At 63.0% G+C, this 25796-nt stretch carries 19 protein-coding genes; 11 read left to right on the plus strand and 8 right to left on the minus strand.

The window, feature by feature from the left end; translation table 11 throughout:
* Window positions 1-375 precede the first annotated feature (375 nt).
* Window positions 376-513 carry a hypothetical protein gene (locus AWB81_RS45875; protein ID WP_159938951.1) on the minus strand — a complete coding sequence of 46 codons (138 nt, stop codon included), beginning with the start codon at window positions 511-513 and terminating at the stop codon, window positions 376-378.
* Between AWB81_RS45875 and AWB81_RS28690 the strand changes: the two genes are divergently transcribed.
* The 4 genes from AWB81_RS28690 (at window position 506) to AWB81_RS28705 (ending at window position 6679) form a co-directional block, all read left to right on the plus strand.
* On the plus strand, window positions 506-766 hold the full coding sequence (locus AWB81_RS28690; protein WP_062639936.1) for a DUF1488 family protein: 261 nt from the start codon (window positions 506-508) through the stop codon (window positions 764-766). The two genes, AWB81_RS45875 and AWB81_RS28690, sit on opposite strands and share 8 nt — an antisense overlap.
* Before the next feature lie 135 nt (window positions 767-901).
* Window positions 902-2194: a citrate synthase gene (gene gltA, locus AWB81_RS28695; RefSeq protein WP_062639973.1), complete on the plus strand. Its 1293-nt coding sequence runs from the start codon at window positions 902-904 to the stop codon at window positions 2192-2194.
* A 349-nt stretch (window positions 2195-2543) separates the two neighbouring features.
* Window positions 2544-5639 (plus strand): transglycosylase domain-containing protein, encoded by a 3096-nt coding sequence (locus AWB81_RS28700; protein WP_062639938.1) that lies wholly within the window; start codon window positions 2544-2546, stop codon window positions 5637-5639.
* A gap of 140 nt (window positions 5640-5779) precedes the next feature.
* Entirely contained in the window at window positions 5780-6679 is a 900-nt protein-coding gene (locus AWB81_RS28705) for a hypothetical protein (RefSeq protein WP_062639940.1), read from the plus strand.
* Between the two features lie 127 nt (window positions 6680-6806).
* Here AWB81_RS28705 and AWB81_RS28710 read toward each other — a convergent pair whose 3' ends face one another.
* From AWB81_RS28710 to AWB81_RS28735, 6 genes are all read right to left on the minus strand, one after another.
* Window positions 6807-9059 (minus strand): xanthine dehydrogenase family protein molybdopterin-binding subunit, encoded by a 2253-nt coding sequence (locus AWB81_RS28710; RefSeq protein ID WP_062639942.1) that lies wholly within the window; start codon window positions 9057-9059, stop codon window positions 6807-6809.
* A 19-nt stretch (window positions 9060-9078) separates the two neighbouring features.
* On the minus strand, window positions 9079-10395 hold the full coding sequence (locus AWB81_RS28715; RefSeq protein ID WP_062639944.1) for an MFS transporter: 1317 nt from the start codon (window positions 10393-10395) through the stop codon (window positions 9079-9081).
* Window positions 10396-10623: 228 nt separating this feature from the next.
* Entirely contained in the window at window positions 10624-11268 is a 645-nt protein-coding gene (locus AWB81_RS28720; protein ID WP_062639946.1) for an isochorismatase family protein, read from the minus strand.
* Between the two features lie 16 nt (window positions 11269-11284).
* On the minus strand, window positions 11285-12319 hold the full coding sequence (locus AWB81_RS28725; RefSeq protein ID WP_062639948.1) for a 2,5-dihydroxypyridine 5,6-dioxygenase NicX family protein: 1035 nt from the start codon (window positions 12317-12319) through the stop codon (window positions 11285-11287).
* A 33-nt stretch (window positions 12320-12352) separates the two neighbouring features.
* Window positions 12353-13180 (minus strand): alpha/beta fold hydrolase, encoded by an 828-nt coding sequence (locus tag AWB81_RS28730; protein WP_062639975.1) that lies wholly within the window; start codon window positions 13178-13180, stop codon window positions 12353-12355.
* Window positions 13181-13209: 29 nt separating this feature from the next.
* The gene (locus AWB81_RS28735) at window positions 13210-13962 is read right to left on the minus strand and encodes a maleate cis-trans isomerase family protein (protein WP_062639950.1); all 753 of its coding nucleotides are present in this window, start codon (window positions 13960-13962) and stop codon (window positions 13210-13212) included.
* A 293-nt stretch (window positions 13963-14255) separates the two neighbouring features.
* Between AWB81_RS28735 and AWB81_RS28740 the strand changes: the two genes are divergently transcribed.
* From AWB81_RS28740 to AWB81_RS28755, 4 genes are all read left to right on the plus strand, one after another.
* Window positions 14256-15416 (plus strand): FAD-dependent monooxygenase, encoded by a 1161-nt coding sequence (locus AWB81_RS28740; RefSeq protein WP_062639952.1) that lies wholly within the window; start codon window positions 14256-14258, stop codon window positions 15414-15416.
* Window positions 15417-15476: 60 nt separating this feature from the next.
* Window positions 15477-15995 carry a (2Fe-2S)-binding protein gene (locus tag AWB81_RS28745; protein WP_235025946.1) on the plus strand — a complete coding sequence of 173 codons (519 nt, stop codon included), beginning with the start codon at window positions 15477-15479 and terminating at the stop codon, window positions 15993-15995.
* A 5-nt stretch (window positions 15996-16000) separates the two neighbouring features.
* Entirely contained in the window at window positions 16001-18763 is a 2763-nt protein-coding gene (locus AWB81_RS28750; protein WP_062639954.1) for a c-type cytochrome, read from the plus strand.
* Between the two features lie 81 nt (window positions 18764-18844).
* Window positions 18845-19324 carry a MarR family winged helix-turn-helix transcriptional regulator gene (locus AWB81_RS28755; protein ID WP_062639956.1) on the plus strand — a complete coding sequence of 160 codons (480 nt, stop codon included), beginning with the start codon at window positions 18845-18847 and terminating at the stop codon, window positions 19322-19324.
* Window positions 19325-19364: 40 nt separating this feature from the next.
* On the opposite strand, the gene AWB81_RS28760 is transcribed toward AWB81_RS28755, so the two are convergent.
* A complete protein-coding gene (locus AWB81_RS28760) occupies window positions 19365-19826 on the minus strand; it encodes a MarR family winged helix-turn-helix transcriptional regulator (RefSeq protein WP_062639958.1) in 462 nt (153 codons plus the stop codon).
* Window positions 19827-20325: 499 nt separating this feature from the next.
* Here AWB81_RS28760 and AWB81_RS28765 point away from each other — a divergent pair, with 499 nt between their 5' ends.
* The 3 genes from AWB81_RS28765 to AWB81_RS28775 all read left to right on the plus strand — a co-directional run bounded on the left by AWB81_RS28765 (window position 20326) and on the right by AWB81_RS28775 (window position 25773).
* On the plus strand, window positions 20326-21624 hold the full coding sequence (locus AWB81_RS28765; protein WP_062639960.1) for an ATP-grasp domain-containing protein: 1299 nt from the start codon (window positions 20326-20328) through the stop codon (window positions 21622-21624).
* A gap of 10 nt (window positions 21625-21634) precedes the next feature.
* The gene (locus AWB81_RS28770) at window positions 21635-24334 is read left to right on the plus strand and encodes a CoA-binding protein (RefSeq protein WP_062639962.1); all 2700 of its coding nucleotides are present in this window, start codon (window positions 21635-21637) and stop codon (window positions 24332-24334) included.
* Between the two features lie 140 nt (window positions 24335-24474).
* Window positions 24475-25773 carry an MFS transporter gene (locus tag AWB81_RS28775; RefSeq protein WP_062639964.1) on the plus strand — a complete coding sequence of 433 codons (1299 nt, stop codon included), beginning with the start codon at window positions 24475-24477 and terminating at the stop codon, window positions 25771-25773.
* Window positions 25774-25796 lie beyond the last annotated feature (23 nt).

Here is a 25796-nt window from a genome sequence, read left to right on the forward strand (position 1 = left end):
CGGGGCCGTACGGCGCGACCGTGATGACCACTTTGTCCTGGTTCTCGGGGTGCAGGGAATCGTCGAGGAATTGCATGAGGGCTTCCGGTAAGGAAATGTGATTTGGTCAACTCGCGGCGTAACCGCGCTTCGCGATCGGTCAGGGCCGTTGTCGATGTAGTGCGACCTTGGTTGAGACGTATCGTATTGCGCGGGCGCTTCGGACGCCCCTCTCGCGGTGGGAGGGTGGCGAATTCGGGCAGGCGGACTCGAAGCGGATCGTGCCAGGTCCGCTGCCAGCGGGCCTCCTCCTCGTTTCCCCTGTCCCTCCCGTCGCGGGAGGGGTTCGGTTCGAAACCTTTATGTAGTCTTGCAGGGTGATCCGACGTGCGTGCGTTACAGATCGAGGGCGAGGACAAGCCCGCGCTCGTCGCACAGACGCTCGTCAAGCTGGTGGCCTGAGCAGGCCATACAGAAGACGGTTTCGGCGGCTTCTGCCCGCGCTGCTTCATTTATCGAGATTAAAGTGAACATTCTGTTTCCACACATTGACAGCATTTACGAAAGCGAAGGCCCGATATGCTTTGATGCGATCGTTGACGGCGTCACGGTCAGTTGCGTCCTGACGGAACATGCGTTGGGCGCTGCCGCCGGCATCGATCACATCGTTTCCCGGCGTGAAGCGTTCGCCTTTGGACAACCCGCGATCAGGAAAGTCGTGGCTCGCCAGGCCAAGGATGCGTCGACCGGGCCGATCATCATTACGCAGGCAGAATTCTGCGTCTGAACGCGAGCGGCCTCACGCACGATGCCTCGTCGCGACATTCCCGACGGGCTTGCAGATGCGCTGCGACCCCAACCCGGATTTTGCGAACCCGCGAAGGCGACGAGCAAATCACCAAGTCTTATGGAACTCACCAACATGCAGCAGTCAACGATCAAAGCAACGCTTTCTTTCAGCGACAACTCGCCGAGCGTCGAAATGCCCGTCTACCAGGGCACGATGGGACCGGACGTGATCGACATCCGCAAGTTGTATGGTCAGACCGGCAAGTTCACGTATGACCCGGGCTTCATGTCGACAGCGGCATGCAATTCCTCCATCACCTATATCGATGGCGACAAGGGGGAACTGCTGTATCGCGGCTACCCGATCGAAGAGCTCGCGACCAACGCCGACTTCCTCGAAACCTGCTACCTGCTGCTGAAGGGCGAATTGCCGACGGAAGCGCAGAACAAGGAATTCGTGAACTTCGTCACTCGCCATACGATGGTGCACGAGCAGATGCATTTCTTCTTCCGCGGCTTCCGACGTGACGCCCACCCGATGGCCGTGCTCACGGCGGCGGTCGGCGCGCTGTCGGCGTTCTATCACGACTCGCTCGACATCAACGACCCGCGCCACCGCGAAGTGTCGGCGATCCGCATGATCGCCAAGCTGCCAACGCTGGTTGCGATGGCCTACAAGTACAGCATCGGCCAGCCATTCGTCTATCCGAAGAACGAACTGTCGTATAGCGCGAACTTCATGCACATGATGTTCTCGAACCCGTGCGAAGAGTACAAGGTGAACGACGTGCTGGTGCGCGCCCTCGACCGCATCCTGATCCTGCACGCGGACCACGAGCAGAACGCGTCGACGTCCACCGTACGACTCGCGGGCTCGTCGGGTGCGAATCCCTTCGCGTGTATCGCGGCCGGCATCGCCTGCCTGTGGGGCCCGGCGCACGGCGGCGCGAACGAAGCCGCACTCGACATGCTGGAACAGATCGGCTCGGTCGAGAACATCCCCGAGTTCATCAAGCAGGTGAAGGACAAGAACTCGGGCGTGAAGCTGATGGGCTTCGGTCACCGCGTGTACAAGAACTATGACCCGCGCGCGAAGCTCATGCGCGAAACGTGCCACGAAGTGCTGGAAGAACTGGGCCTTCACGACGACCCGCTCTTCAAGCTCGCGATGGAACTCGAAAAGATCGCGCTGGAAGACGAATACTTCGTGTCGCGCAAGCTGTATCCGAACGTCGATTTCTACTCGGGCATCGTGCAGCGCGCGCTGGGCATCCCCACGTCGATGTTCACCTGCATCTTCGCGATGGCGCGTACCGTCGGCTGGATCGCGCAGTGGAACGAGATGATCGCCGATCCCGAGCAGAAGATCGGCCGTCCGCGCCAGTTGTTCATTGGAGAGGGAAAGAGGGCCGTACGCGGCAGATGACTTCCCCCCGCGCCGCAGGCTACACGGAGCTGCGCAGGACGTAGCGACGTGAAATGGACTTCCACATCTTGGAATGCCGCCAGCGCGGTCAGCCAGTAAGTTGCTAGCGCACGTTCATTGGCGGTCAAGGTCGACTCGCTTTGGGTGCGGCGCAAGGTTGTGCGGCCGTGCTCCCGAACGTTGAGGCGCGGCCCAATCACCGTTTGACGCCTGTGCTCCGATCGAACATTCGATCGGTGCTGTGGGCGCAATGCAACATGCCGGGTAAGTCGCACGGGCGGTGCTCTTTCGGCGCTAGACTATCTACGGGTGATTGAGGCAGTCCGGCATCCCATGGGAAGACGCCGCCATGAATCGGCCGCCGATTCGATTTTCCCCTCGCACGACCAATTTGACGTCCCTTCGGCGATGGGGCTGGGGTTTCTTTGCTGCATTTTTTGTGCTTGTATGCGCGGTCGCGGCCCGCATGGTGCAGCACGAAATCGAGACGTCGCAGCGACAGGCACGCTACCTCTCCGAACTCGGCCGCGACGTAGCCTCGACCCTCGGCGACGGCCCGAGCAACAGCATCCGGTTTCCCGCGAACGGCCCTTATGATCTGAGGCTTGGCTACGCGCAGCTGCCTTCGTTCGAGCAACGCCTGATCGCACGCGGCTTCGCGGTCACGGCTCAGGCGCGCAACTCCGCCGTGATGGCGTCGCTAGCGGACCGTGGCCTCTTCCTTCCGTACGAGGAAAAGGACCAGGCGGGCCTCGACCTGCTTGACGTCCGAGGCGCCCCGCTTTTTAGCGCACGATATCCGGGCCGCGTCTACCCGAGCTACGATGCGATTCCGCCGCTCGTCGTTCGCGCGCTGCTGTTCATCGAGGACCGCAACCTGCTGGACTCCACCCAGTCAAACCGCAATCCTGCAATGGATTGGGGCCGCTTCAGCCGTGCGTTATTCGACCAGGGCCTGCGCGCGATCGACAGGCATCAGCCTAGCCCCGGCGGCAGCACGCTTGCTACCCAGATCGAGAAATTTCGCCACTCGCCGGACGGCCGCACCGCGGCTCCGCCCGAGAAGCTACGCCAGATCGCGTCAGCGTCGGTGCGCGCCTATCTCGACGGACCGCAGACGATGCCCGCGCGCAGGCAGATCGTGGTGCGCTATCTGAATTCGGTGCCGCTCGCCGCAAAGCCGGGCATCGGCGAGATCAACGGCATCGGCGACGGCCTGGCGGTATGGTATGGCCGGGACTTCGACGAGTTCAACCGCATCCTGAACGCACCGCCTTCCGTTGACGTTCTGGACGCGCAGGCGCTCGCATTCAAGCAAGCGCTCTCGCTGATGATCGCGCAGCGGGCGCCGTCGCGTTTCCTGCGGCCCGGGAACACCGAGCTCGATCGCCTGACCGACAGCTATCTGCGCCTGCTCGCCGCCAACGGGATCATTTCGCCGTCGCTGCGCGACGTCGCACTCAAGGTCACGCTCGAACTGAATCGCGCGCCCGCGGTGCAAGTGCCGGTATCGTTCGTCACGAGGAAGGGCGTCAACGCCCTGCGTGCCAAACTGCTTGCCACGCTCGGCGTGACGAACGTCTACGACCTCGATCGACTCGACTTGACGGTTACCGCCACGCTCGACAAGACGGCCCAGCAAGCAGTGAGCGACCGGCTCGCGAGCGCCGCGACCCGCGACGGCGCGCAGGCGGGCGGGCTGTACGGCTATCACATGCTGCGCCCGCAGGACGATCCATCGAAGATCGTCTACAGCTTCACACTGTTCGAGCGCCGCGACGGAGCGAACCTCGTGCGGGTCCAGACGGACAGCGTCAATCAGCCGTTCGACATCAATCAGGGCGCGCGGCTCAACCTCGGCTCGACGGCGAAGCTGCGCGCTGTGATCACCTATCTCCAGATCGTCACTGAGCTGCACGGGCGCTATGCGTCCATGAACGCGGCGCAACTGCGCGCTGTGAAGCCCGATAAGCTGGACCCGCTCACGTACTGGGCACTCGACTATCTTTCTCGCACGTCGGACCGCTCGCTTCGTGCGATGCTCGATGCCTCGATCGAGCGGAAGTATTCCGCGAGTCCGGGCGAGACGTTCTATACGGGCGGCGGCGCTCAGACCTTCAACAACTTCGAATCGACTGACAATAGCCGCATCCTCACCGTGCATCGCGCGTTCCAGCATTCGGTGAACCTGGTGTTCGTGCGCATGATGCGCGACATCGTGCACTACGAGATGATCCAGACCGCGGGACCCCAGTCTCAATGGCTCGACGATCCCGCGGCGCGCCATCTCTATCTCACGCGCTTCGCTGACCAGGAAAGCCGCGTGTACTTGAACCGCTTCTACAGGAAATATCGCGGCCGCTCGACCGACGAGGCGCTCGCCATCATGCTGCGCAATGTGCGCAAGTCGCCGCCCAAGATCGCGACGGTGTTGCGCAGCGTGAACCCCGACGAGTCGCAGGAGTGGTTCGACATACGGATGCGCACCGCCCTGAAGGGCACGCCGGCAGAGTGGCTCTCGTCCGAGGACCTTGCGAAGCTCTATGCGAGATATGGCATCGACAAGTTCAGCCTGAATGATCGCGGCTATATCGCGAGCGTGCATCCGCTCGAACTGTGGACGGCGAATTACTTGCGCAATCATCCGCTCGCGAGTGTGAACGATATTCAGGAAGCGAGCCGCGACGCGCGCGCCACCGCGTATTCGTGGCTCTTCAAGACGCGTTATCACGCAACGCAGGACCGGCGCATCAAAGGCATGATCGAAGCGGATGCGTTCGCGCAGATAGGCAAGTCGTGGCGCGCGCTGGGCTATCCGTTCGCGTCGCTGACGCCATCGTATGCGGCCGCTATCGGCGCCTCGGGTGACCGGCCAGCCGCGCTTGCGCAGTTGATCGGCACCATCGCGAATGACGGCAAGACACTGCCCACGCAGAGCATCGCTACGCTGGAGTTCGCGAAGGACACGCCTTACGAGACGCGCTTCGCTCACGCGGCGAGCGCGCCGCGCGCCGTCCTGTCGCCGGATATCGCCGATGTGGTTCATCAGCTCTTGCGCGACGTCGTGCTCGGCGGAACCGCCGGACGGCTCGCCGACGGCATCAAGTTGCCCGACGGCCGGACCCTCGACGTATATGGCAAGACCGGAACCGGCGATCAGCGGTTGAATGTATTCGCGCGCGGCGCGCGTCTCATCGAGTCGCGCAAGGTCAACCGGACCGCAACCTTCGTCTTCGTGATCGGCGCTCGCTTCTTTGGCACGCTCACCGCCTACGTGCATGAGCCGTATGCGGCACGCTACGATTTCACCAGCGCCTTGACGGTGCAGTTGCTGAAGTCGCTCGCGCCGGCGCTGCAGTCCTTGCTGGATGGCGACGGTGGTTCAGCGACGGTGTCGTCGCCGGCAGAGGGAAGTGACGACCGTGCTTCCAATGTTCCCTCGTGAATCGGTCGAGCAGGATCGCGCAGGGCAGCAGAACTCGAGATGGTCCACATTACTTTTATGGTCGGACGGCTCATCCGCATTTGATGGCGGCTCTGCTATATTCGTGCCAAGCTTGTTTAACCTAGCGGGAGCGCACTGTCATGAGCACCCAGCGGATCATGCGTATCGCGAGACGGCTTGCACTAGTCACGCTAGCACTGGTGGGCCTCTCGTTCGGCGCACTGACATGGGCCGACGACAGTGCCACCGCACTTAGGGGAAAGTACGACACGCTCGCGCCGCAGCTCAAGTCGAATGTGTTCCGTCGCCCGATCCATCTGGACTCGGAGGAAACGCAGGACACGTTAAAGGGCGATATCTACGCCGTCGTCGATTATCCGTTCGCGACCGTCAACAGCGCATTCAACGACCCGCAGCAAGGCCCGGCGAACTGGTGCGAAGTGCTGATCCTGCATCTGAACACGAAGTACTGTCATGCTACGTCAGGCAGCAACGGCGCGATCATCAGCATGAACGTCGGCAAGAAGACCGAACAGGAACTCGGTGACACGTCCCGCGTGCAGTTCAACTACCGTTCGGTGGCGACGAATCCCGACTACTTCCAGGTCGATCTTAGCGCAGCGAAGGGACCGCTCAGCACGAAGGACTATCGTATCGTGCTCGAAGCCGTCGATATCGGCAAAGGACGCACCTTCTTGCACCTCACGTATTCTTATGGATTCGGCATGGCAGGACGCGTCGCGATGAAGACCTATCTCGCGACCATAGGCAGCGCGAAAGTGGGCTTTACGAAGGCATCGAACGGCGATTACATCGGCGGCGTGCGCGGCCTCGTCGAGCGCAATACGATGCGCTACTACCTCGCCATCGATGCATATCTGGGTTCGCTTGCCGTTCCTGCCGACAAACGCGTCGATCAACGCTTTGCGACATGGTTCGATGCAACAGAACAGTACCCGCGCCAATTGCATGAGCTGGACCGGCAAGAGTATCTGCAGATGAAGAAGAACGAATACCAGCGCCAACAAATGGCGCAATAAGAGATCTGCAGACGAGAACCTCGCTTGTGCCGCTTTGCAACCTGTTGGCAGCGATGCGGCATCATGAGGGTCGAATTAACCCGCGGCGAGCGCCGTGCGCCCGATTGACCCGGCGCGACTACCTGCTTCACGCATGACTCGGCTCGTAAGACAAACGAGCGCGCACCGTCTCCGGCGTGAAAGGCGGCTCGTAGAAGCGCACTCCCGTGGCATCGAAGAGCGCGTTCGCGATCGCCGCCGGCCCCGGCACCGACGCCGACTCGCCCGACCCCATCGGCGGCTCGCCCTGGCGAGGCATCAGCACGACATCGACAGCCGGCAGTTCTTCAAAGGTGATGAGCGGATAGCTGCCCCATTCACGCGATGCCACCATGCCGTCCACCATCCGCACTCGTTCCTTGAGCACCCGGCTGAGCGTCTGCACCACGTTGCCGTGGATCTGGTGACGAACGCCATCCGGATTTACGATCGTGCCCGTATCCTGGCCGACCGTGATCCGTTCGATGCGTATCGCTCCGCTGACCCGGTCGACTTCGAGATCGACTACCCACGCCGACCACGCCGCGCCGAAGCCCGGAAAACGGCTGTGCACGTAGCGCGCATAGGCGATGCCCCGACCGCGAACGCGGCGCGCTTCCGACTGGCCTGCGTAACGCGGCGTCGTTCGCGTCTGCCATCCAGCGCGCGCGGCCGTCGCTTGCAACAGCTCGCGAGCCCTCGCATCGGGAAGATGACGCAGCCGGTAGGCGAGGGGGTCGGCGTTTGCGTGAACGGCGAGTTCGTCGAGAAATGCGTCGTGGGCGAACGAGTTGGGCATCGCCGACACGCCGCGCAGCCACGACGAACGCACGAGCGGCGCGAGGTCTTCGCAAACGAATCGCGTGTTCGGGAACACATACGGCGAGACGGCGGTGCGATCGCCCATCTCGAAGACGCGCGGCCCGGCGCTCATCTTGCCGGTAAGGAGCAGCGCGAGGAGCGGTGCATCGTTCGACGGATAGCGCGTCGTGAACGCGTAGGCGAGCGGTTCGGCCTGCGCCGACACGCTGCCGGTCACGTCCATCAGCTGTGCGGTGCCTTTCGGCTCCCACAGGTGCTCGTCGGCGCGCGAAAGCTGCACGCGCACCGGCGCTTTCATCGCACGCGAGAGCAGCAGCGCGTCGCCTGCGACGTCGTCGGCGCAATTGCGGCCATAGCAGCCAGCGGCTTCCATGCGCACGATCGCCACGTCGGCCTCGTCGCGGCCTGCGAGTCGCGCGAGGTCATAGCGCAGCGTCTGCGGGTTCTGCGTGCCGGCCCAGACCGTCACGCCATCGTCGCGATAGTCTGCCAGCGCGCAGGACGGTCCGATCGATCCGTGCATCTGGTACGGCCACGCATAGCGCCTCGTGAACGTGGTTGCGCCCGGTTCGCGCGCGGCGGCATCCGCATCGCCGCTTTCCTGCAGCAGACGCCGCTTCGCGGGCAGGTCTGCGATCGCGCGGGACGGGTCGGTCAGGTCCGCGAAGCGCGGCGACGCACGCCAGCGCACGCGCAATGCCTTTGCGGCGCGGATTGCCTGCTCCTCGCGCAAGGCGACCACGCCGACGAAGTCGCCGATCACCACGACGCCGCACACGCCCGGCATACCGGACACCGACTCGCGATCGACATCGATCAGCGACGTCCCGACGAACGGCCCGCAATCATGGCCTGCATAGGGTGGCCGCACGACGCGCCCGTGCAGCATGCCGGGCACGCGCATGTCGTGAACGAAGGTGAGTGCGCCAGTGGCCTTCGCCGGCAGATCGACGCGCGGCGCCGGACGCCCCACGACGCGATAGTGCGCGGGATCATTCACGGCGACGCTCGGGTCGAGCGTCAGCGACAGGCGGTGCCCCGCGAGCAGCGTTCCGAACGAAAGACGCGTGCCGTCGGGCGCGACGACAGAGCCTTCGTCCGTCGTGAGAAGCGCGGCTTCGACATTCAAGCGCGCGGCCGCGAGTGCAACGAGCGCGTGCCGCGCCTGCGCCGCCGCGCAGCGCAGCGGCACGGCGGAAAGCTGAATCGATGCGCTCGCGATGGTCGGCCCCTGGTTCGGCACTTCGCTGGTATCGCCGAGAATCATCTGGACGCGGGCGGCGCCCACGTCGAGTTCCTCGGCAACGATCTGCGCGAGCGACGTGCGAATGCCCGTGCCGAGATCGACGTGCCCGTTGAACGCGAGGATGCGCCCGTCATCAAGCACTGCGACGAAAATTTCCGGCGAGTCCTGTACGAACGACGAGTTGCTTCCGGGCTGGCCGGGGGCAGGCGTGGCCGGAACGAGCGGCTGCCTGACGATGGTCAGGCAGCCGTCGCGAACCAGCAGTTCACGTCGCGTGGGTGCTGCGCTCGACATGGCGGATTCCCGCAGGGGCTTAGCGGTTCACGATGCGCTTGGGCATCGCGAGCACCAGGATGCAACCTAGCAGCATGCACACGCCGAACGTGACGAGACCGGCGGTCATGCTGTGCGTCCATTCCTTCATCCAGCCGATCAGGTACGTGCTGGCGAACCCGCCCAGGTTCGCGATCGAGCACGCGAACGCGATGCCGGCGGCAGCGGCGGTGCCGCGCAGGAACGTCGAGGGCAGGGCCCACACGACCGGCATCGCGGCAGCGACGCCCGCGTTTGCAATCGAGAGCAGGATCACGGTCGCCGCCGTATTGCCGCTGAAGAACGTGCTCGCGATCAAACCGAAGGCGGTGCATGCGAACGGAACGACGATATGCCAGCGGCGCTCGCGCAACCTGTCCGAGCTTGCGCCGTTGACCAGCATCATGATCACGGCAAGCGCATTCGGAATGGCGGTAAGCAGGCCGATGGTCAGTGCGCTTTTCACGCCGGAGTCGCGGATGATGGTCGGCAGCCAGAAGCTGATCGCATACGTGCCGAGCAGCACGCACAGATCGATCAGGCCGAGTGCCCATACTTTCGGGTCGGTGAAAGCGTCACGCAGACGATGGCTCTTGCCGCCATGCGATTCTCCCGCGAGGTCCAGCTTCAGCCGCGTGCGCTCGGCGTTATCGAGGAACTTCGCAGTATCGGGGGAATTCGGCAAGTAGAAGAACACCACCACCCCGAGCACGATGGAAGGCAGCGCTTCGAGCCCGAAGAGCCATTGCCAGCCCTGCAGTCCGTGCTTGCCGTCGAAGAAGGTCACGATCCAGCCCGACAGCGGTCCGCCGACGAGGCTCGATAGCGGCAGCCCCATCATGAAGAGCGCGATGATCCGGCTGCGGCGGGCATCCGGAAACCAGTTGGTCAGGTACAGCAGTACGCCAGGCAGGAAGCCCGCTTCAGCGACCCCGAGCAGGAAACGGAGCACGTAGAACTGGGCGGGCGTCTTGACGAACATCGTCAGGCCAGAGAGCACGCCCCACGTCAACATGATGCGGGCGATCCAGAACTTCGCGCCGACCTTTTGCAGAATCAGGTTGCTCGGCACCTCGAAGAGGATATAGCCGACGAAGAAGAGTCCCGCGCCCAGTCCGTAGACTGCATCGCTGAACTTGAGTGCATCGAGCATCTGCAGCTTCGCGATGCCGACGTTCACGCGGTCGAGATAGGCTGAAAAATAGCAAAGACAGAAGAAGGGAATCAGCCGCCAGGTGAGCTTACGGTAGAGGTTTTTTTCGGCTTGCGCGTCGGTTGGCAACGCGTCTTGCGTGGTGTTCAGTGATGGGGTCGACATGTCGTGTTCCTTCGGGAAACGGTTGCGCAATGAGCGCTGAAACGAGTGGGAAGAACCTGTACTGCGACGTTGCCAAGGTATGAAGTCGAAATCGGAAATGCAATGCTTTTTCAATAAAAATGTCGTTGAAATCAGTTACTTATGTTTATTGTTACAGGCGTGACGGAGCGTTCCCCGAGCTGGAATTCGGGGAACCTGGAGCAAACCGGACAGACGGATTTCAGATGTTCAGGCGTGGCGCGCGTGAGTGGTTTTCAGCGCCTCTTCGAGAGACATGACCGCCGCATATTTCTGTTGCATGTCGAACAAACTCGCATCGTGCGGGGCGATTGCGCGGTCGCCGACGCAGTCCGAAATGACGAGCGGACGAAAGCCGTGCGACATCGCGTCGACGACGCTGGCGCGCACGCATCCGCTCGTGACCGCACCCGCGACCAGAAGCGTCTGCACCGCGCGTTGAGAAAGCCACGGCGCGAGCTGAGTGCCGAAGAACGCCGAGGGCACCGTCTTGCGCACGACGAGTTCGCCGCGCTCGGGCGCGAGTTCGGGCACGATTGCGCTGTTCGGATGGTCCTCGGTCAGCGTCGCCATGCCGGGCACCTTCATCGAGAACACGTTGTCGTCGCTGCCGTCGGCGGCGTAGACAATGCGGCTGTGTGCGACCGGCCAGCCGTTGCGGCGTGCCGCGGCGAGCAGCTGAACGGTGCGCGCGATGGCGGGCGCGATATTGCCGCCGCCGAAGGTGGCGGGGTCGGCGAAGCCGATTACGAAATCGACGATCAGAAGCCCGATGTTGCCTGCGACGGGCAGCGGCGTGCCGAAACCCTGCATCTCGTACACACCGGATTCGGCGTGGGTATGGACTGCGCTCATTGAATGTCTCCGGAATTCATCGGTCCATGACCACGCCGTTTCGAACGACCGGGTCGCCATCTAGCAGTACGTCGCAGTGGCGCAGGGGAATGTCGATATGGCAGGTCGTCGTGCGGCTGCCGCCTGCCTCGTTGTTCGGTCCGAGCGAGAACAGGAAATTGCCTTCGAAGGCGCGCGCGTCCATGCCGATGGTCGCCTCGCGGTCGTAGAGACCAAGAGTCGACCAGCGCGCGCGAGGCTGCAGCCCCCAGCCGATGTGCGAGATCGCATAGCCCTCGGGGTCATTGAACGAGGCCATGTAGTCGCGCAGGAGCGCGGCGTCCACGCCGCCTTCGATATGCGTCGCGTAGCCGTCCTGGACGGTGAGCGTGATCGGATCGGCGACATACCGTTTCTGCGGCAGCAGAATGTCGCCGCGGTCGATCACAATCTGCCCGCTCGCCTTGCCTTCGTTCGGAAACGTCAGCACGAAGCCGCTCGGCCAGTGGTCCCAGCGGCCGGGCTCATCGACGAAGCCGTACTCCGAGATCGCCGGGAACTCGCCGAGCGGGCACACGAGTTCGGTCCCCGCCTTCGACGCGACCCGCATCTCCCGCGCGCCTTCGACGCGCCTGGCCGCCGCACGCACACGCGTGCGGTCCGCTTCGGTCGGCACGAGCCGCGCCAGCACCTCGGGAGGCTCGACCGCCAGCAAGATCTTCGTGCCGGTCTTGAGGATCTCGTGTTGTTCGGGCGAGAAGAGCAGCGTCATCAGGTCGAGCACCAGATCGCTCGCCTTGAGCGCAGCGATGGCGGCCTGATTGCCGGTGAGCGGCGTGGTGCCGAGGTAGGAGAGAGAATCGCGGCTCAGGGCTTTCTCGCCGTTGACCGGCAAGAGGTCGAGCCGGTTGACGATCGCGTCCATCGACTGCGCGGCGATGAGTGCGCTCGAGAGTGTTTGAGGATGCGTCGAGGCACTCGTGAGGATCGTGACGGTCTGGCCTGCCTGCAGCTTCGACAACGTCAGCACCTGCTTCCACGCGGCGATCATTTCGTAATCGCTGATAGGCATGTTGACTCCTGATAGGCGGTTGAGGCTGGCGGCTCAGCCGAGCTTCGCGCCCAGAAAATCGCCGAATGCTTCGTAGAAGCCGGCTTCGTTGTCCCACGGGATCATGTGTCCCGCGTTGCGCACGCGCACATGGAGCAATTCGGGCGCGAGCGTCTGCATTTCCTGCACGTCCGCGTCGAGCACCACGTCGCCGCGCTCCGCCGTGATCAGCAGCGACGGCACCGTAAGGCTTGGCACGTCGGCGTGAATATCGTCGGTGTGAAAGCTTTCGAACGACGCGCGCATCGCACGTTCGTCGCAGGTGTGAAGCCATTGCGCCCGCAGGCGCAGTTGTTCATCCGTCCATGTCGGGCAGAACGCGCGCATGCCCTCTGCGTCGGTACCGCGGGTCGCGAGGCGGATTGAATCGACGTACCACGGCAGTTTCGCCGGATATGCGCGGCGCCCGGGACCGGAAACCGGCGGATCGACGAGCACCGTGCGCACGAGCCCTCGCGGCGCGCGGCGCGCGGCGCGGATCGCAATGCGCGCGCCCATCGAGTGTCCAATGAGCGCATAACGTTCGAGGCCGAGCGTTGCTGCGAAGGCGGTGACATCGGCGGCCTGGGCGTCGAGGCTGTAGTCGAGCGTTGCCGATGCCTCCGACAGTCCGCGTCCGCGCACATCGAGCACGTAGGTATCGAACTGGCGGCCGAGCGTCTCGCCGACGAAGCCCCACGTCGCAGCCGGACTCGTGATGCCGGGTATCACGATGACCGCTGCACGGGTCGCGCGGGCGCCGTCGCCGCCGCCGTAGCGCAAATAGTGCTGGCGTATACCGTTGGCATTGACGTTGGCGCCATACAGGAAAGTCGATTTCATCGCGGAGCCCTCAATCGGATGGGTCGACATCAGTACGCGCCCGAGAGCAGCGCGCCTGCGCCCGGTACGATGGGTTCGAGGTCGAGTTCGCGAAGCATCGCGTAGGTCGTTGCGATCGCGGCGGTGATGACAGGCTTGCCGGTCATTGCCTCGACCTGCGGAACCACCGGCAGCGAAGGCATCTGGACGCACGCCGACAACACGATCGCATCCACGTCCTGATACGGCAGCGTCTTCACGATGTCGGGAAGGCGGCGCGGATCGTGGCGTCCGACTTCGAGGTTGTCCGGAATTTCGAGCGCGCGATAGTCGACCACCTCGAAGCCTTCGTTCCTGATGTAGTCGACTACGAGTTCGGTGAGCGGCTTCATGTACGGCGCGACGACCACGATGCGTTTCGCCTTGATCACCTTCAGCGCATCGACGAGCGCGCCCGCGCTGGTGAGGACGGGCGCCGCGCCGCCGTTGTCGGCCGTGTGCCGGCGCAACCGCTCCTGTGATACGCGGTGATAGCCGTGCCCCATCGCCATGATCGCGACAAGGCACGCGTAGCCCAGCACGTCCACGCGCGCATCGCTCAATTCGAGCGCGCAGCGGTCGGATTCCGCATCCATTGCCGCGAGTTCCTCCTTCACGACCTTCTTCATGCGCATGCGGCTCGAATGAAACGTGAAGCGCTCGGGGCGAATCGACTGCCGCGCGAGCAGCATGGCCGGAATCTCGGTTTCCATCGTCGTGTTCGAACTGGGCACGATCTGACCGATGCGAAAGCTCTTGTTCATCTCTTCGACTCCATGTGTCTTGGGCCGCCCGAGGCAGCTCGTTGGGTTTGATAAAGTCTAGTGTACACACTTTAATTTAACAAGTGAGCAACAAATTTTATTGATGGGGCATGCTCGCACAATCTCAGTAAAAACCCGGATAAATTGCACTGTATTGGTGATTAAGAAAGGTTTTAGGTTGATTAGAATATTTTCTTTACCGAGCTACATCGAATGTGTACACTCAATTACGCTTTCTTAAACCGGCTCGGCGGGCAGATCTCGGCGAGCGTTCGACACATGGAGAGGACATCATGAACAAACCCCGTATCGCGATCGTTGGAGCGGGACTCGGCGGAACAGCGGCAGCCGCCCTGATGCAGCGCGCCGGCTATTCCGTTCGCGTGTATGAGCAGGCGCCCGCATTCTCACGGCTGGGCGCGGGGATTCACCTCGGACCGAATGTGATGAAGGTCATGCGTCGCATCGGCTGCGAGGACGCACTGAACACAATGGGTTCGCATCCTGACTTCTGGTACAGCCGCGACTGGAAGAGCGGGGACGCCATCGCGCAGATTCCGCTCGGCAACTTCGCCCTGAGGGAATATGGAGCGTCGTATCTGACCGTGCATCGGGGCGACTTTCATGCACTGATGACCTCGGCGCTCAAGCCCGATACGATCGCATTCAACAAGCACCTGAAGAGCGTCGAGGACACCGGCAGCGAGGTGCGCCTCACGTTCAACGACGGCACGGTCGAGACGGCGGATATCGCCATCGGCGCGGATGGCGTGAATTCAAGGATTCGCGAACACCTGCTCGGCGCGGAGCCGCCGCGTTATACCGGCTACGTCGCGCATCGCGCGGTATTTCCCGCTTCGCTGCTCGGCACGGATCCGTTCGACCTGTGCGTGAAGTGGTGGTCGGAAGACCGCCACATGATGGTGTATTACGTCACCGGCAAGCGCGACGAGATCTATTACGTGACGGGCGTGCCGCAGGCGGAGTGGCCGGCGGGACAGTCGGTTGCGCCCAGCAGCCGGGACGAGATGCGCGAGGTGTTCGCGGGCTACCATCCCTCGGTTCAGAAACTGATCGACGCGACGCCCGAAGTCACCAAGTGGCCGCTGCTCGAACGAGATCCGCTGCCCTTGTGGAGCCGTGGACGGCTTGTGCTGCTGGGCGACGCTTGTCATCCGATGAAGCCGCACATGGCGCAGGGCGCGGCCATGGCGATCGAGGACGCTGCGATGCTCACGCGCTGTCTGGGCGAAACCGGCGCCACCGATCATGCGGGCGCGTTCGCGCTGTACGAGGGGAACCGTGCAGAGCGGGCATCGAAGGTCCAGCTCGTGTCGCACAACAATACCTGGCTGCGCTCGAACGAAGATCCGGCATGGGTGTTCGCCTACGACGTGTTCAACGAGCCGCTGACGGCGCCGAAGGCAAAGGAAGCCGCCGCGGTCGCTGCCTGAACGTGATCGTGTGTCGGGCATGGTGGCGCTCATCGTGTCCGTTTTGACGGAGCATCGGAAATGAGCATGCATGCCACCTCTGCAGGATCGGCGCTGGATGTCGAGCCACTTGCACTTAACGTGAACGGACGCACCTGGTCCGTCGAGGTGGCAAGGAGCACGCCATTGCTTTATGTGCTGCGAAACGACTTCGAATTGAACGGTCCGAAGTACGGTTGCGGGCTGGGCCAATGCGGCGCCTGCACGGTGCTGCTGGACGGCGGCCCGACGCGATCTTGCGTCGTGCCGGTTGCCGCCGCGCTCGGACGCGAAGTGCTCACGCTCGAGGGCCTCGGTACGCTCGACGCGCTGCATCCAATCCAGCGCGCCTTCATCGACGAACAGGCGGCTCAGTGCGGCTACTGCTTGAACGGCATGATCATGAGCGCGAAGGCCCTGCTTGACCGCAATCCCGAACCGGACGACTCGGCAATCCGGCAGGCGTTGCGTTTCAATCTCTGTCGTTGTGGTACCCATCTGGAGATCGTCAACGCGGTCAAGCGCGCAGCGCACTATCTGAAAACAGAACCAGGCCGCTAAAAGCAATGAACGACATTCGCGAAGCGAGCGCGTGCGGGACCGTGACCGTACCTTCGGAAGAAGGCATGCTGCACGCCTGCGTTCTGGGCGAATTCGAACCCGGCTGGCAGGGCCACGCCTCGCACGTTGCGGCCGAACACGGCGTACTCTGGATCGAACTTGGGAAGAGCGCGGCGTTCGTTGGCGAGAGTGGGACGAGCGTCCGCGATGCCGCGCTGCAAGCCGTTCGATCGGTGCGCAATGATGAGCCGGGTAGGGGAGATGCAGAATCGACCGCACCCGTGCCGCACGCCGGTTTGCAGTGCCAGGCGCATTACGCATGGCCTTTGATCGACGGCGCCTTCGTGCCGTGCACGGCTCTCGCTCGCGACAATGGGGAGCGGATCGAGGTTTTCAGCGCCGCATCCGGCGATCCGCATTTGCCCGGCGCGCTCGCAGACGCCACCGGATTGCCCGTGACGCGCTTTGCACTCTACAGTCTCGACACCGCTGCGCACGGGGATCAGGACGCCACGAGCGCGGCGCTGGCCGCCGTGGCGCTCATGCGGAAAACGGGCCGCTCGATTCGAGTGGAGGGTTTCCTGAGCGTCCGTGCTGGTGGCTCAGCTACGCTTTCAGTTGGCGCGTCGCTCGATGCCGGAGGGCGTTTGCTCGACTGGCACTATAAGGCGGCCGTTGCCGAACCGTCGCGCGCCACGCCTTCCCGGCACGTGCAAAGCCCCTACGCGGCGCGACACTCGACATCGCTGATCGATGACGAGCAAGACTCGATTCCGCGCGCCGCTCATGCGTTCGCGCGGGAATCCTTCGTCGATGAAATCGCACGCGGCAACCGCATCGACCCCGTTGATTTCCGGCTCGATCATCTCGACACAGTGGAAGACGCCGGGGCGAGGGAACTGATCGACTCGCTCGCGCAACGCGCGGGCTGGAACCGGGACGTGCGCAAGAAGGAAGGGCACAGCGCGCTTGCGCCGGGCAGGGGCTTCGCTTTCGACGCGCGCGAAGACGCATTGGATGGAAACCGGACCCCCGAGTACTCGGCGTGGATCGTCGACCTCGATGTGGATCGCCTGACGGGCGACGTGAATATCCGTCGCGTGGTCGCGGGCCACGCACAGGGGCGTCGGGGCCTCGGTGCGATCATGGGTGTCCCGGCTCGCCGGATTGCGGCTGCCTCATCCCGGCTGCTCGGCATGCCGTTCGCCGCCGAGCCGTCCCACGATGAAACGGCGGGTTCGCGTGCGGTGTCCTATCGAATCCACCCGGTCCAGGCTCTCGCAAACGCAGAAGCGTTGCAAGTACAGGTCACCGAACCGGTCCACGTTCCGCATATCGACTCGTCACCGGCTGCTGCGGCGATTGCCAATGCACTGTATGACGCGACCGGGGTGCGTTTTCGCGCGCCGCCGTTTACACCCGAGCGCGTGCGCGCGGTACTCGGCGGCGCAAAGGCGCCCCGCGATGCGGTGCCGCAGCGGAGGCGCCGTTCGTTGCGTACGGCCTTCGCGGCTGGTGGCCTCGGCAGCCTCATCGCGCTTGCCTGCACGGCTTGGCCTGTGCGCGCACCGATTGCGCCGATAGATCGCCCCACTTCGTCAACGTGGTCTGAAGCGACCGTTGCACGAGGCCGCGAAGTGGCGGCGTTCGGCGATTGCGCCGTCTGTCATACGGCGCCCGACGGCGCCACCAACGCAGGCGGTCTCGCGCTCGAGACGCCGTTCGGTACTGTCTACTCGACCAATCTCACGCCCGATCCGAAGACCGGCATCGGCAACTGGTCGTTTGCCGCCTTCGACCGCGCGATGCGGCAGGGCATCTCGCGCGACGGGCATCACCTTTATCCTGCGTTCCCGTACACCGCGTTCACGAAACTGAGCGAAGCCGACATGACGGCGCTCTACGCGTACCTGATGTCGCAACCGGCGATCGAGTCCGCTCCGCCGCAGACGCGCCTGCCGTTTCCGCTCAATCAGCGGGCGCTCGTCGCCGGCTGGAACGCGCTGTATCTGAAGCAAGGTGCGTTCGTCCCCAATCCGTCGCGTTCGGCGCAATGGAATCGCGGGGCCTATCTCGTCGACGGCGCGGGGCATTGCAGTGCATGCCATTCGCCGCGCAACGCGCTCGGGGCGGAGAAGGGCGCAAGCCGCTATCTCACGGGCGGCAGCGCGGAAGGCTGGGTCGCGCCATCGCTCGTCGCAAACTCGAAGTCGCCCGTGCGCTGGACCGAGGACGCGCTCTTCGACTATCTGCGCACGGGTTTCTCGCGCGAGCACGGCGTCGCGGCTGGCCCGATGGCGCCTGTCGTCGCTGGTTTGTCGACGCTGCCCGAAGCGGATGTGCGCGCCATGGCGCATTACGTGGCGTCGCTTTCGCCGGTCGTCGCAGGCGCTGCGCCGGCTGTTGTGCCGAAAGCCGATGCAATAAGACTGCAGGGACTCGATAACGGACGACGCATCTTCGAAGGTGCGTGCGCGGTGTGCCATTCGGAAACGGGGGGTGTCGGCAATTTCGGCGTGCGCCCATTGCTCGCGCTCAATACGAGCGTGAGCGAGGCGTCACCGGAGAACCTGCTGCACGTGATCCTGCATGGCATCGATGCTCCGGCGACCGGCGAGCTTGGCTACATGCCCGGCTTCAGCGATGCATTCGATGATCGCCAGGTCGCAGACCTCGCCTCATACATACGGGCGCGCTTCGCGCCGGGCGAAGCTTCGTGGGGCGATCTCGCGCAAGTGTCCGGGAAAGTCCGCAATCAGGCGCACTGATGCGATCGCTCAACCTGATCCTCACCCGCGATGCGGCATGGAACATGACGCCATGCTGCCCATCCAACGCACGGAAGTGACATGGACTATTCAAACACCTCGACTGCTCTCCAGGAATCCGGGAATGCCGCAACGGACTACGACGTCTCGGCGCAGGTCGGCCATCTTCTTCGCAAGGCGTACCAGCGCCATCTGGCAATTTTCGGGCAGACCATCGGCGATCCGAAACTGACGTCCGTGCAGTTCGCCGTGCTGAGCGCGAGCCTGCGCCTCGGTCCTTCTTCGATGAGCGATCTCGGCAAGGCGACCGCTATCGATGCCGCCACGGTACGCGGGATCATCGAGCGGTTGAGGACGCGCGAGTTGATTGAACTCACGACGAATCTGGACGACCGGAGGAAGAGTGCTGTCGTACTGACAGATCAGGGGCGGCGGCTTGTCGAAGACACGACCCCCGCGGCACAACGCGTGAGCGATCTGACGATGAACGACCTGAATGACGTGGAACGCGTAGCGGTGCTGTTTCTCTTGCGCAAGCTGTGTGCGGCCGAGTCATCGTGAAGTTGAACAGGGGCGCGGGGAATCGGCCCCCATGCACGACTCAATCGCTCGGGGCGTCGATCATCTTGCGCAGCAGGTAAACCATCGCGACGCGCTCCGCCGCATTCAGCGGACCGTAGGTCGTCTCGGTGATCTGATGCGCGAACGGCACGGTCCGCTCGACTAGCGCGTTACCCTCGCCGGTCGTGGTGACAGTCACCTTGCGACCATCATTCGCATCCCGGGCCACGGTGATCAGCTTGCGCGCCTGCAGTCTTTCAACGACGCCGCGTATCGTCGCCTGATCGATGGCGGTGGCTTTGGCGATATCGTTCAGCGATGACGCCTGCTGCGCCTGAATCGCGCACAGCGTGACGAACTGGGCGGCCGTGAGTTGTGAATCGGGAATGGCCTGCTGGAAGATAGAGACGTGACGCTGATACGCACGCCGCAGAAGGTGGCCGATCTGCTCGGTGAAATCATAGTCGGCGGGTTGCGGGTGACGATCCGATGTTCGGGCCATGTGGCAGTCTGAAGAGATTTCGACACACGATTATAGCGATGCGGCGCCTGTGCACTCGACTAAGCGACAGGCAAATCAGAAAAGCAGCGGGGCGGCTGCCACGAATCATTCAATTGCATTGATAACCATGGAACATCAATGCTTCAAAAAATAGCACTTATCGCGTCAAGCCATTTGCGTGAGTATCTGTAATCAAGATTCCAGCGAATTGGAACGAAAGTAAAACGCATCGGAGACACGACTACGCGCAACGTATAGCGCGCAGCGCGCGCCTGACGCGCTTCGAGACATTACTGCGACTCACCTTGGGGTGCAGTTCCGCAGTCCAGGCGGTGCAGGCATCGGACAACATACAGCACGCCAGACCTCGCCGCCCTTCATGCCGAAGGCGTGACGCGGCTTTTCACGTCTATCGCTTGCAACCGAAGCGCGTCGGAGCGCAGTAATCGCCAGACGACCAGGTTCTTTTTTATTGCAATGACCTTCAGGAGACATCTTCATGCAAATCACCGGTATGTTGCACGGCGCGCGCTTGTTGCAATTCGTCGGCTTTCCCGCGAGTGAGATCCTCGGCCCCAGTGCCAGCGAGGAGGAAATCAAAGCGATGATCGACCGTCATCGTCAGGTTTTCATCAAGCCCGTCTTCAAGGGTGGAGTCGGAAAGAAGGGGAAGGCGGGCTTGCTCGGCCGGGCTACCGACCTCAAGGCAGCGCTGGCCGAAAAAGAACGGTTGTACTTTGCCGAGCATTCCGTCGGTCACCTGAAAGCTAAGGCGAATGGCGTGACGTTCGAAGCCGGCGTTCCGGCCCAGCATGAGGTCTATTTCTCGATCACCGATTCCACGCGCTTTCGTGCGCCGACGATGACGCTCTCGCATAAGGGCGGCATGGATATCGAAGAGGTCGACCCGAAGCATGTGGCGATGGTGCCCTTCGACGCGTTGACTGGACTGAAGGCGTTCGTCGTCGCGAATGCGCTGAGCGAGATCGGTGCGCCGAAGGAGATCATTTCGCCGCTCGTCCAGCAGTTGCCGAAGCTCTGGGAACTCTTTCACGATTTCGGCATGACTACGCTGGAGTTGAATCCTATCCGCATGCGCGAGGACAAGAAAGGCCGCCTCACACCGGTCGCCTGCGACTTCAAGTGCGGTTTCGATCGCGATGATCCGCGATGGATGCGCCTCGGTTTGCCGCAACATCTGTTCGCGGCGGACTACTCCGACTTCGAGCAGGAGATCAATCAGTTGCGCACGCACCAGGGCCAGAGCGACGTGTATGTGATCAACGAGAAAGGCACGATTCTGGCACCGACGTTCGGCGGCGGCGCCAACTCGCTCGTCACCGAAATGCTCGGCGACGCTGCGATCATCTCGTCGGATTTCGGCGGCAATCCCCCGTACGCGAAGATGAAGGAAGTGGCCCGCATCTGCTTTAAACACTGGCTCAAGCAGTCGAATGTGCTCTTCATCATCGGCGGCAAGTCGAACAACACTGACATCTTCGAGACGCTGCGGGCGATGGCGGATGCGCTTCGAGAACACTTCAGCGAGCATGGGCCCACGCCGCTTTATGTGGTGCTGGGCCGGGGAGGTCCGAACCTCGTGCGTGGGATGGCTGCGCTGAGAGACACATGCGACTCGCTCGGTCTGCCCTATCGGCTCTTCGGATTCGACTCCGACATCAGCGAGGTCATTCAGTACGCGCGTCAGGCGGACGCCTGGATGCGCGCCGGTGGCCGGGCCGAGATCGCAGAACGGATCGGCGCGCCCGCGACGGAAACTGAAACGGCCCAAGCCTGAGGAGAGCAACGTGTACAAGCAAAACAGCAGCCAGTTCAAGTATTTCGTCGGCGTCAACTCGCTGGCGCAGATCGCCACGCGCGACGATCGCGTGTGTGTACTCAATATCCTGGGCGGTGAGTCCTCGGACGTGACGCCCGTCAGTCATGCATTCTCAGGCGGCAATATTGTCTTCGGCACGGCGCCGGGCAAGGGCGGCCAGGTGCTCGCCACATCGATCGGCGATATCCCGGTCTACAACAACGTTCGCGAGGGGCTGGAAGCGGGTCATCGGTTCAACTGCGGCGTGGTCTATCTGCCGCCATTGGCGGCCCGCGACGGCGTCGCCGAACTGATCCGCGTCAATCCCGATCTGAAGAAGATTTTTATCATCACCGAAAAGATCGCGGTGCACGACGCCCGTGAAATTCGCGCGATGGGTCAGCAAGCGGGTATCGACATCTTCGGTGCGAACGGGCTCGGCGTTGCCGACTCGTGGAATCGAGTGAGAATCGGCGGAGCGCTCGGCGGCGATTGTCCGGACGATTCATTACGCAAGGGATCGATCGCCATCTTCTCGAACTCCGGCGGCTTCAGCACGACGATCGCGCAGTACCTGCGCATGAGCGGGTGGGGCACGTCGACCGTCATCTCGAGCGGCAAGGACGTCTACATCCACTATGCCGCGTCGGAGTTTGCGTTCGCACTAGCCAACGATGCGCGAAGCAAGGCTGCTGTGCTCTATTGCGAACCGGGCGGCTACTACGAGGCCGATGCGGCCTTCACGAAACCAGTGGTCGCCTGTGTGGTGGGCCGGTGGAAGAGTCGCCTGACGCGTGCGGTCGGCCATGCGGGTGCGATGGCCGGCGGCTCCGACGACGCGCAAGCCAAGGAGCGCTGGTTCATGGAAAAGTTCGGTGTGGACCGCCTCTTCACGCCTGACGATCCATGCTGCTCCGCCAAGGGCGCGGTCGTCACGAACATTGCGCATATTCCAGCTGCGCTGACCGCCGTCATGCGCGCCAACGCGACGATGCCCGACTTCGAGCCCGAAGGCAGCCTTGCGCTCAAGCCGTGGTTCGGCTCCGATCAGGGGATCCAGTTACCATCCGGCCTTGCGATCCCCGTAGTGGGAGCAGTCGCGCCGTATGACGAGCAGGTCTTGCAGGTCAATCGGCAAGTCGGGGCGATTGCGCCGCGTCAGTCGCTCAAGGACGCGTCGGGCGCGTCGCAGATGGACGCGAAGACCCAAGTCAGCAGCCTGCACGGAACCACCATGCTGGAAGCCGCGACGCGTTCTCTCGAAGCGAACGTTAATCTTGCCCTGCTGCATGAACCCGGCGGCGAGAACGATGCAAAGCTCATCAACGTAGCTATCGCCGCATCGGTCAATCTGCATGGAACGCCGGAACTCGCTGCGGCTCAGGCGGCGCGCGAGGCAGGCAACGCGCCTAACGCGGTTCTCGCGGCTGCGGCATCGATCGTCGGGCCGAATCGTCAGCGCGCGGCGCGCGACGCCGCCAAATGGCTGATCGATCAATTCGCAACTGCCGGGCTTATGGATGCGCTTGATGAAAGCTTCGACATCGGCCAGATCGACGCGACCGGCGCCGAGCGTCTCTTCGCTGATGCCCGCGATCCGCGCGCCGAAGCGATGCTCGCGGGACTTGCGAGGCGTGGCGCCAAGTCTGTCCTGATCCGCTGGCTCGCATTGCAGCCGGCGCACCCGACGGCAGACGCCGTGCTGGCCGGGATCACGACCACGTTGGCGTGGGGCCCGCTCATGCGCAAGCGTGTCTCGCGGGTGACGGCTGAGAGCCTGCCCTGGTGGACAATGTTGTTCGGACGATTGATCGGCGCTTCGGCGGACGTCTCGCGACACGCCCCGGACGGCTTCTGCGGGTTCACCACCGAAGCGCTCATGAACGAACGCAACCTCACTGAGATCTGTTTTGCGGCACTGCTCGATCTTGAGCCCGGCCCCGACGATCTGTTCGCCTTCAAGACGCTCGTCGGCCTGCTGCTCACCAACGGTCCCGGGGCTATCTCGGCGCAGGGAGCAAAGGGCGCGGTATCCGCTGACGGCCCGGAAAGCCCCGAGCGCGTGCAACTGAACAAGGCGCTGGTCGGCTTTCTCGCGCATACCGGCTACACGCATGGCGGCAACGGCTATGAAGGCATCGCGTTCCTGATCGAAGCATTCCGGGACAGCGGGCTCGCCGATCCGTCTGATCCCGCGCACGGTGTGGACCTGCACTCGCTGGCCGAGCGCTCGGTCGAGCGCTATGCGCAGTACAAGGCACGACAGAAGCATGCCGGCAGCCTCGACATCGCAAAGCTGCCGGGCGTGAACCATCCCGTCTTCAAGGACAGGCCGGTCAACTACGACCCTCGCGAAGTGTTCATCGCGGAACTCTGCGAGAAGCGTGGGGAATATAACGTGTTCCATGCTTTCTATCGCGAACTGGTGCAGGCGTTGTTCGATGCCGGCGTCTCCCGCAACGTGTACTGCGTAAACGTCGATGCGGTGATCGCGGCGCTGCTGCTGAAGATGCTGTGGCAGCCTCTGCGACGTGGCGAATTGACTGAGACCGATCTGGAAACCGCCGCGTTCACGATCTTCCTTTATCCACGCATGCTCGGCTGCGCGGCGGAAATCGACGATCACCTGAACCGCGGACGCAACATGGACACCCGCACGCCGGCTTCCCAGTGCCGCTTCGTGGCTTGAACGCTAGCCGCCACTGATAACCGGCACACATCAATCGTTCCGAAAATAGCACTTATCGTTTCGTGCGGTTCGGGCGAGTATTCGACAAACAATAATCCGCTCGAACACCGCAAAGATCAAAATTTTCAGGAGACAACTCGATGCATCCCTCCCCAAGCACCCTGGCCTCCGGGCAGTCCAAAGCGTCCGCGGTATTACGCGTGACGGCGGGCAACTTCCTGGAGCAGTTCGACTTCTTTTTGTTCGGCTTCTATGCAACGCAGATCGCCGCTGTTTTTTTCCCGGCGGCGAGCGAGTTTGCATCGCTGATGATGACCTTCGCCGTCTTCGGGGCAGGCTTCTTGATGCGGCCTCTCGGCGCGATCATCCTCGGTGCGTATATCGACGATGTCGGCCGCCGCAAGGGCCTGATCGTCACGCTGTCGATCATGGCGAGCGGCACCATCCTGATCGCGTTCGTGCCCGGCTATGCGACGATCGGCCTCTTAGCTCCCGCGCTGGTTCTCATTGGCCGTCTGCTGCAGGGCTTCTCCGCGGGTGCGGAACTCGGCGGCGTATCGGTTTATCTCGCCGAGATGGCGACGCCGGGCCGCAAGGGTTTCTTCACGAGCTGGCAGTCGGCCAGCCAGCAAGTGGCGATCGTCATCGCTGCCGCGCTCGGCTTCGCGCTCAACCAGTGGCTCGACACGGCGACGATCGCTGCATGGGGATGGCGCGTGCCGTTCTTCGTCGGCTGCATGATCGTGCCGTTCATCTTCATCTTGCGGCGCAACCTCGAGGAAACGCAGGAATTCAAACAGCGCCAGCATCGCCCGAGCATGAAAGAAGTCTTTACGACGCTCGTGCAGAACTGGAATGTCGTGATCGCGGGCGTGCTGCTGGTCGCAATGACCACCACGAGCTTCTATCTGATCACGGTGTATGCGCCGACCTTCGGCAAGACGGTCCTGCATTTGAGCACCGCCGATAGCCTGCTCGTCACGCTGTGCGTGGGGATCTCCAACTTCATCTGGCTGCCGATTGGTGGCGCATTGTCGGACCGGATCGGGCGCCGTCCGCTCCTCCTCGGAATGACGATCCTGGCGATTGCGACCGCCTACCCCGCGCTGTCCCTGCTGGCTCACGCGCCGAGCTTTATCAATATGCTGTTTGTGCTGCTCTGGCTCTCGTTCATGTACGGGATGTACAACGGCGCGATGGTCGTCGCGCTCACCGAAGTGATGCCGGTCGAAGTGCGTGTCGCTGGATTCTCGCTGGCCTACAGCCTCGCGACGGCGGTCTTCGGCGGTTTCACACCCGTTATCTCGACCGCGCTCATTCACATGACGGGTGATAAAGCCGCGCCGGGATACTGGATGAGCTTCGCCGCGGTGTGCGGCCTCGGTGCCACGCTCGCACTGTATCGGCGCCGTCGCGTCCCGCTGCATGCAGCTTCCTGAAGCATCGCTTCGCTCCTCGAACA

Source organism: Caballeronia arationis (assembly GCF_001544975.2).
Taxonomy (GTDB): Bacteria; Pseudomonadota; Gammaproteobacteria; order Burkholderiales; family Burkholderiaceae; genus Caballeronia; species Caballeronia arationis.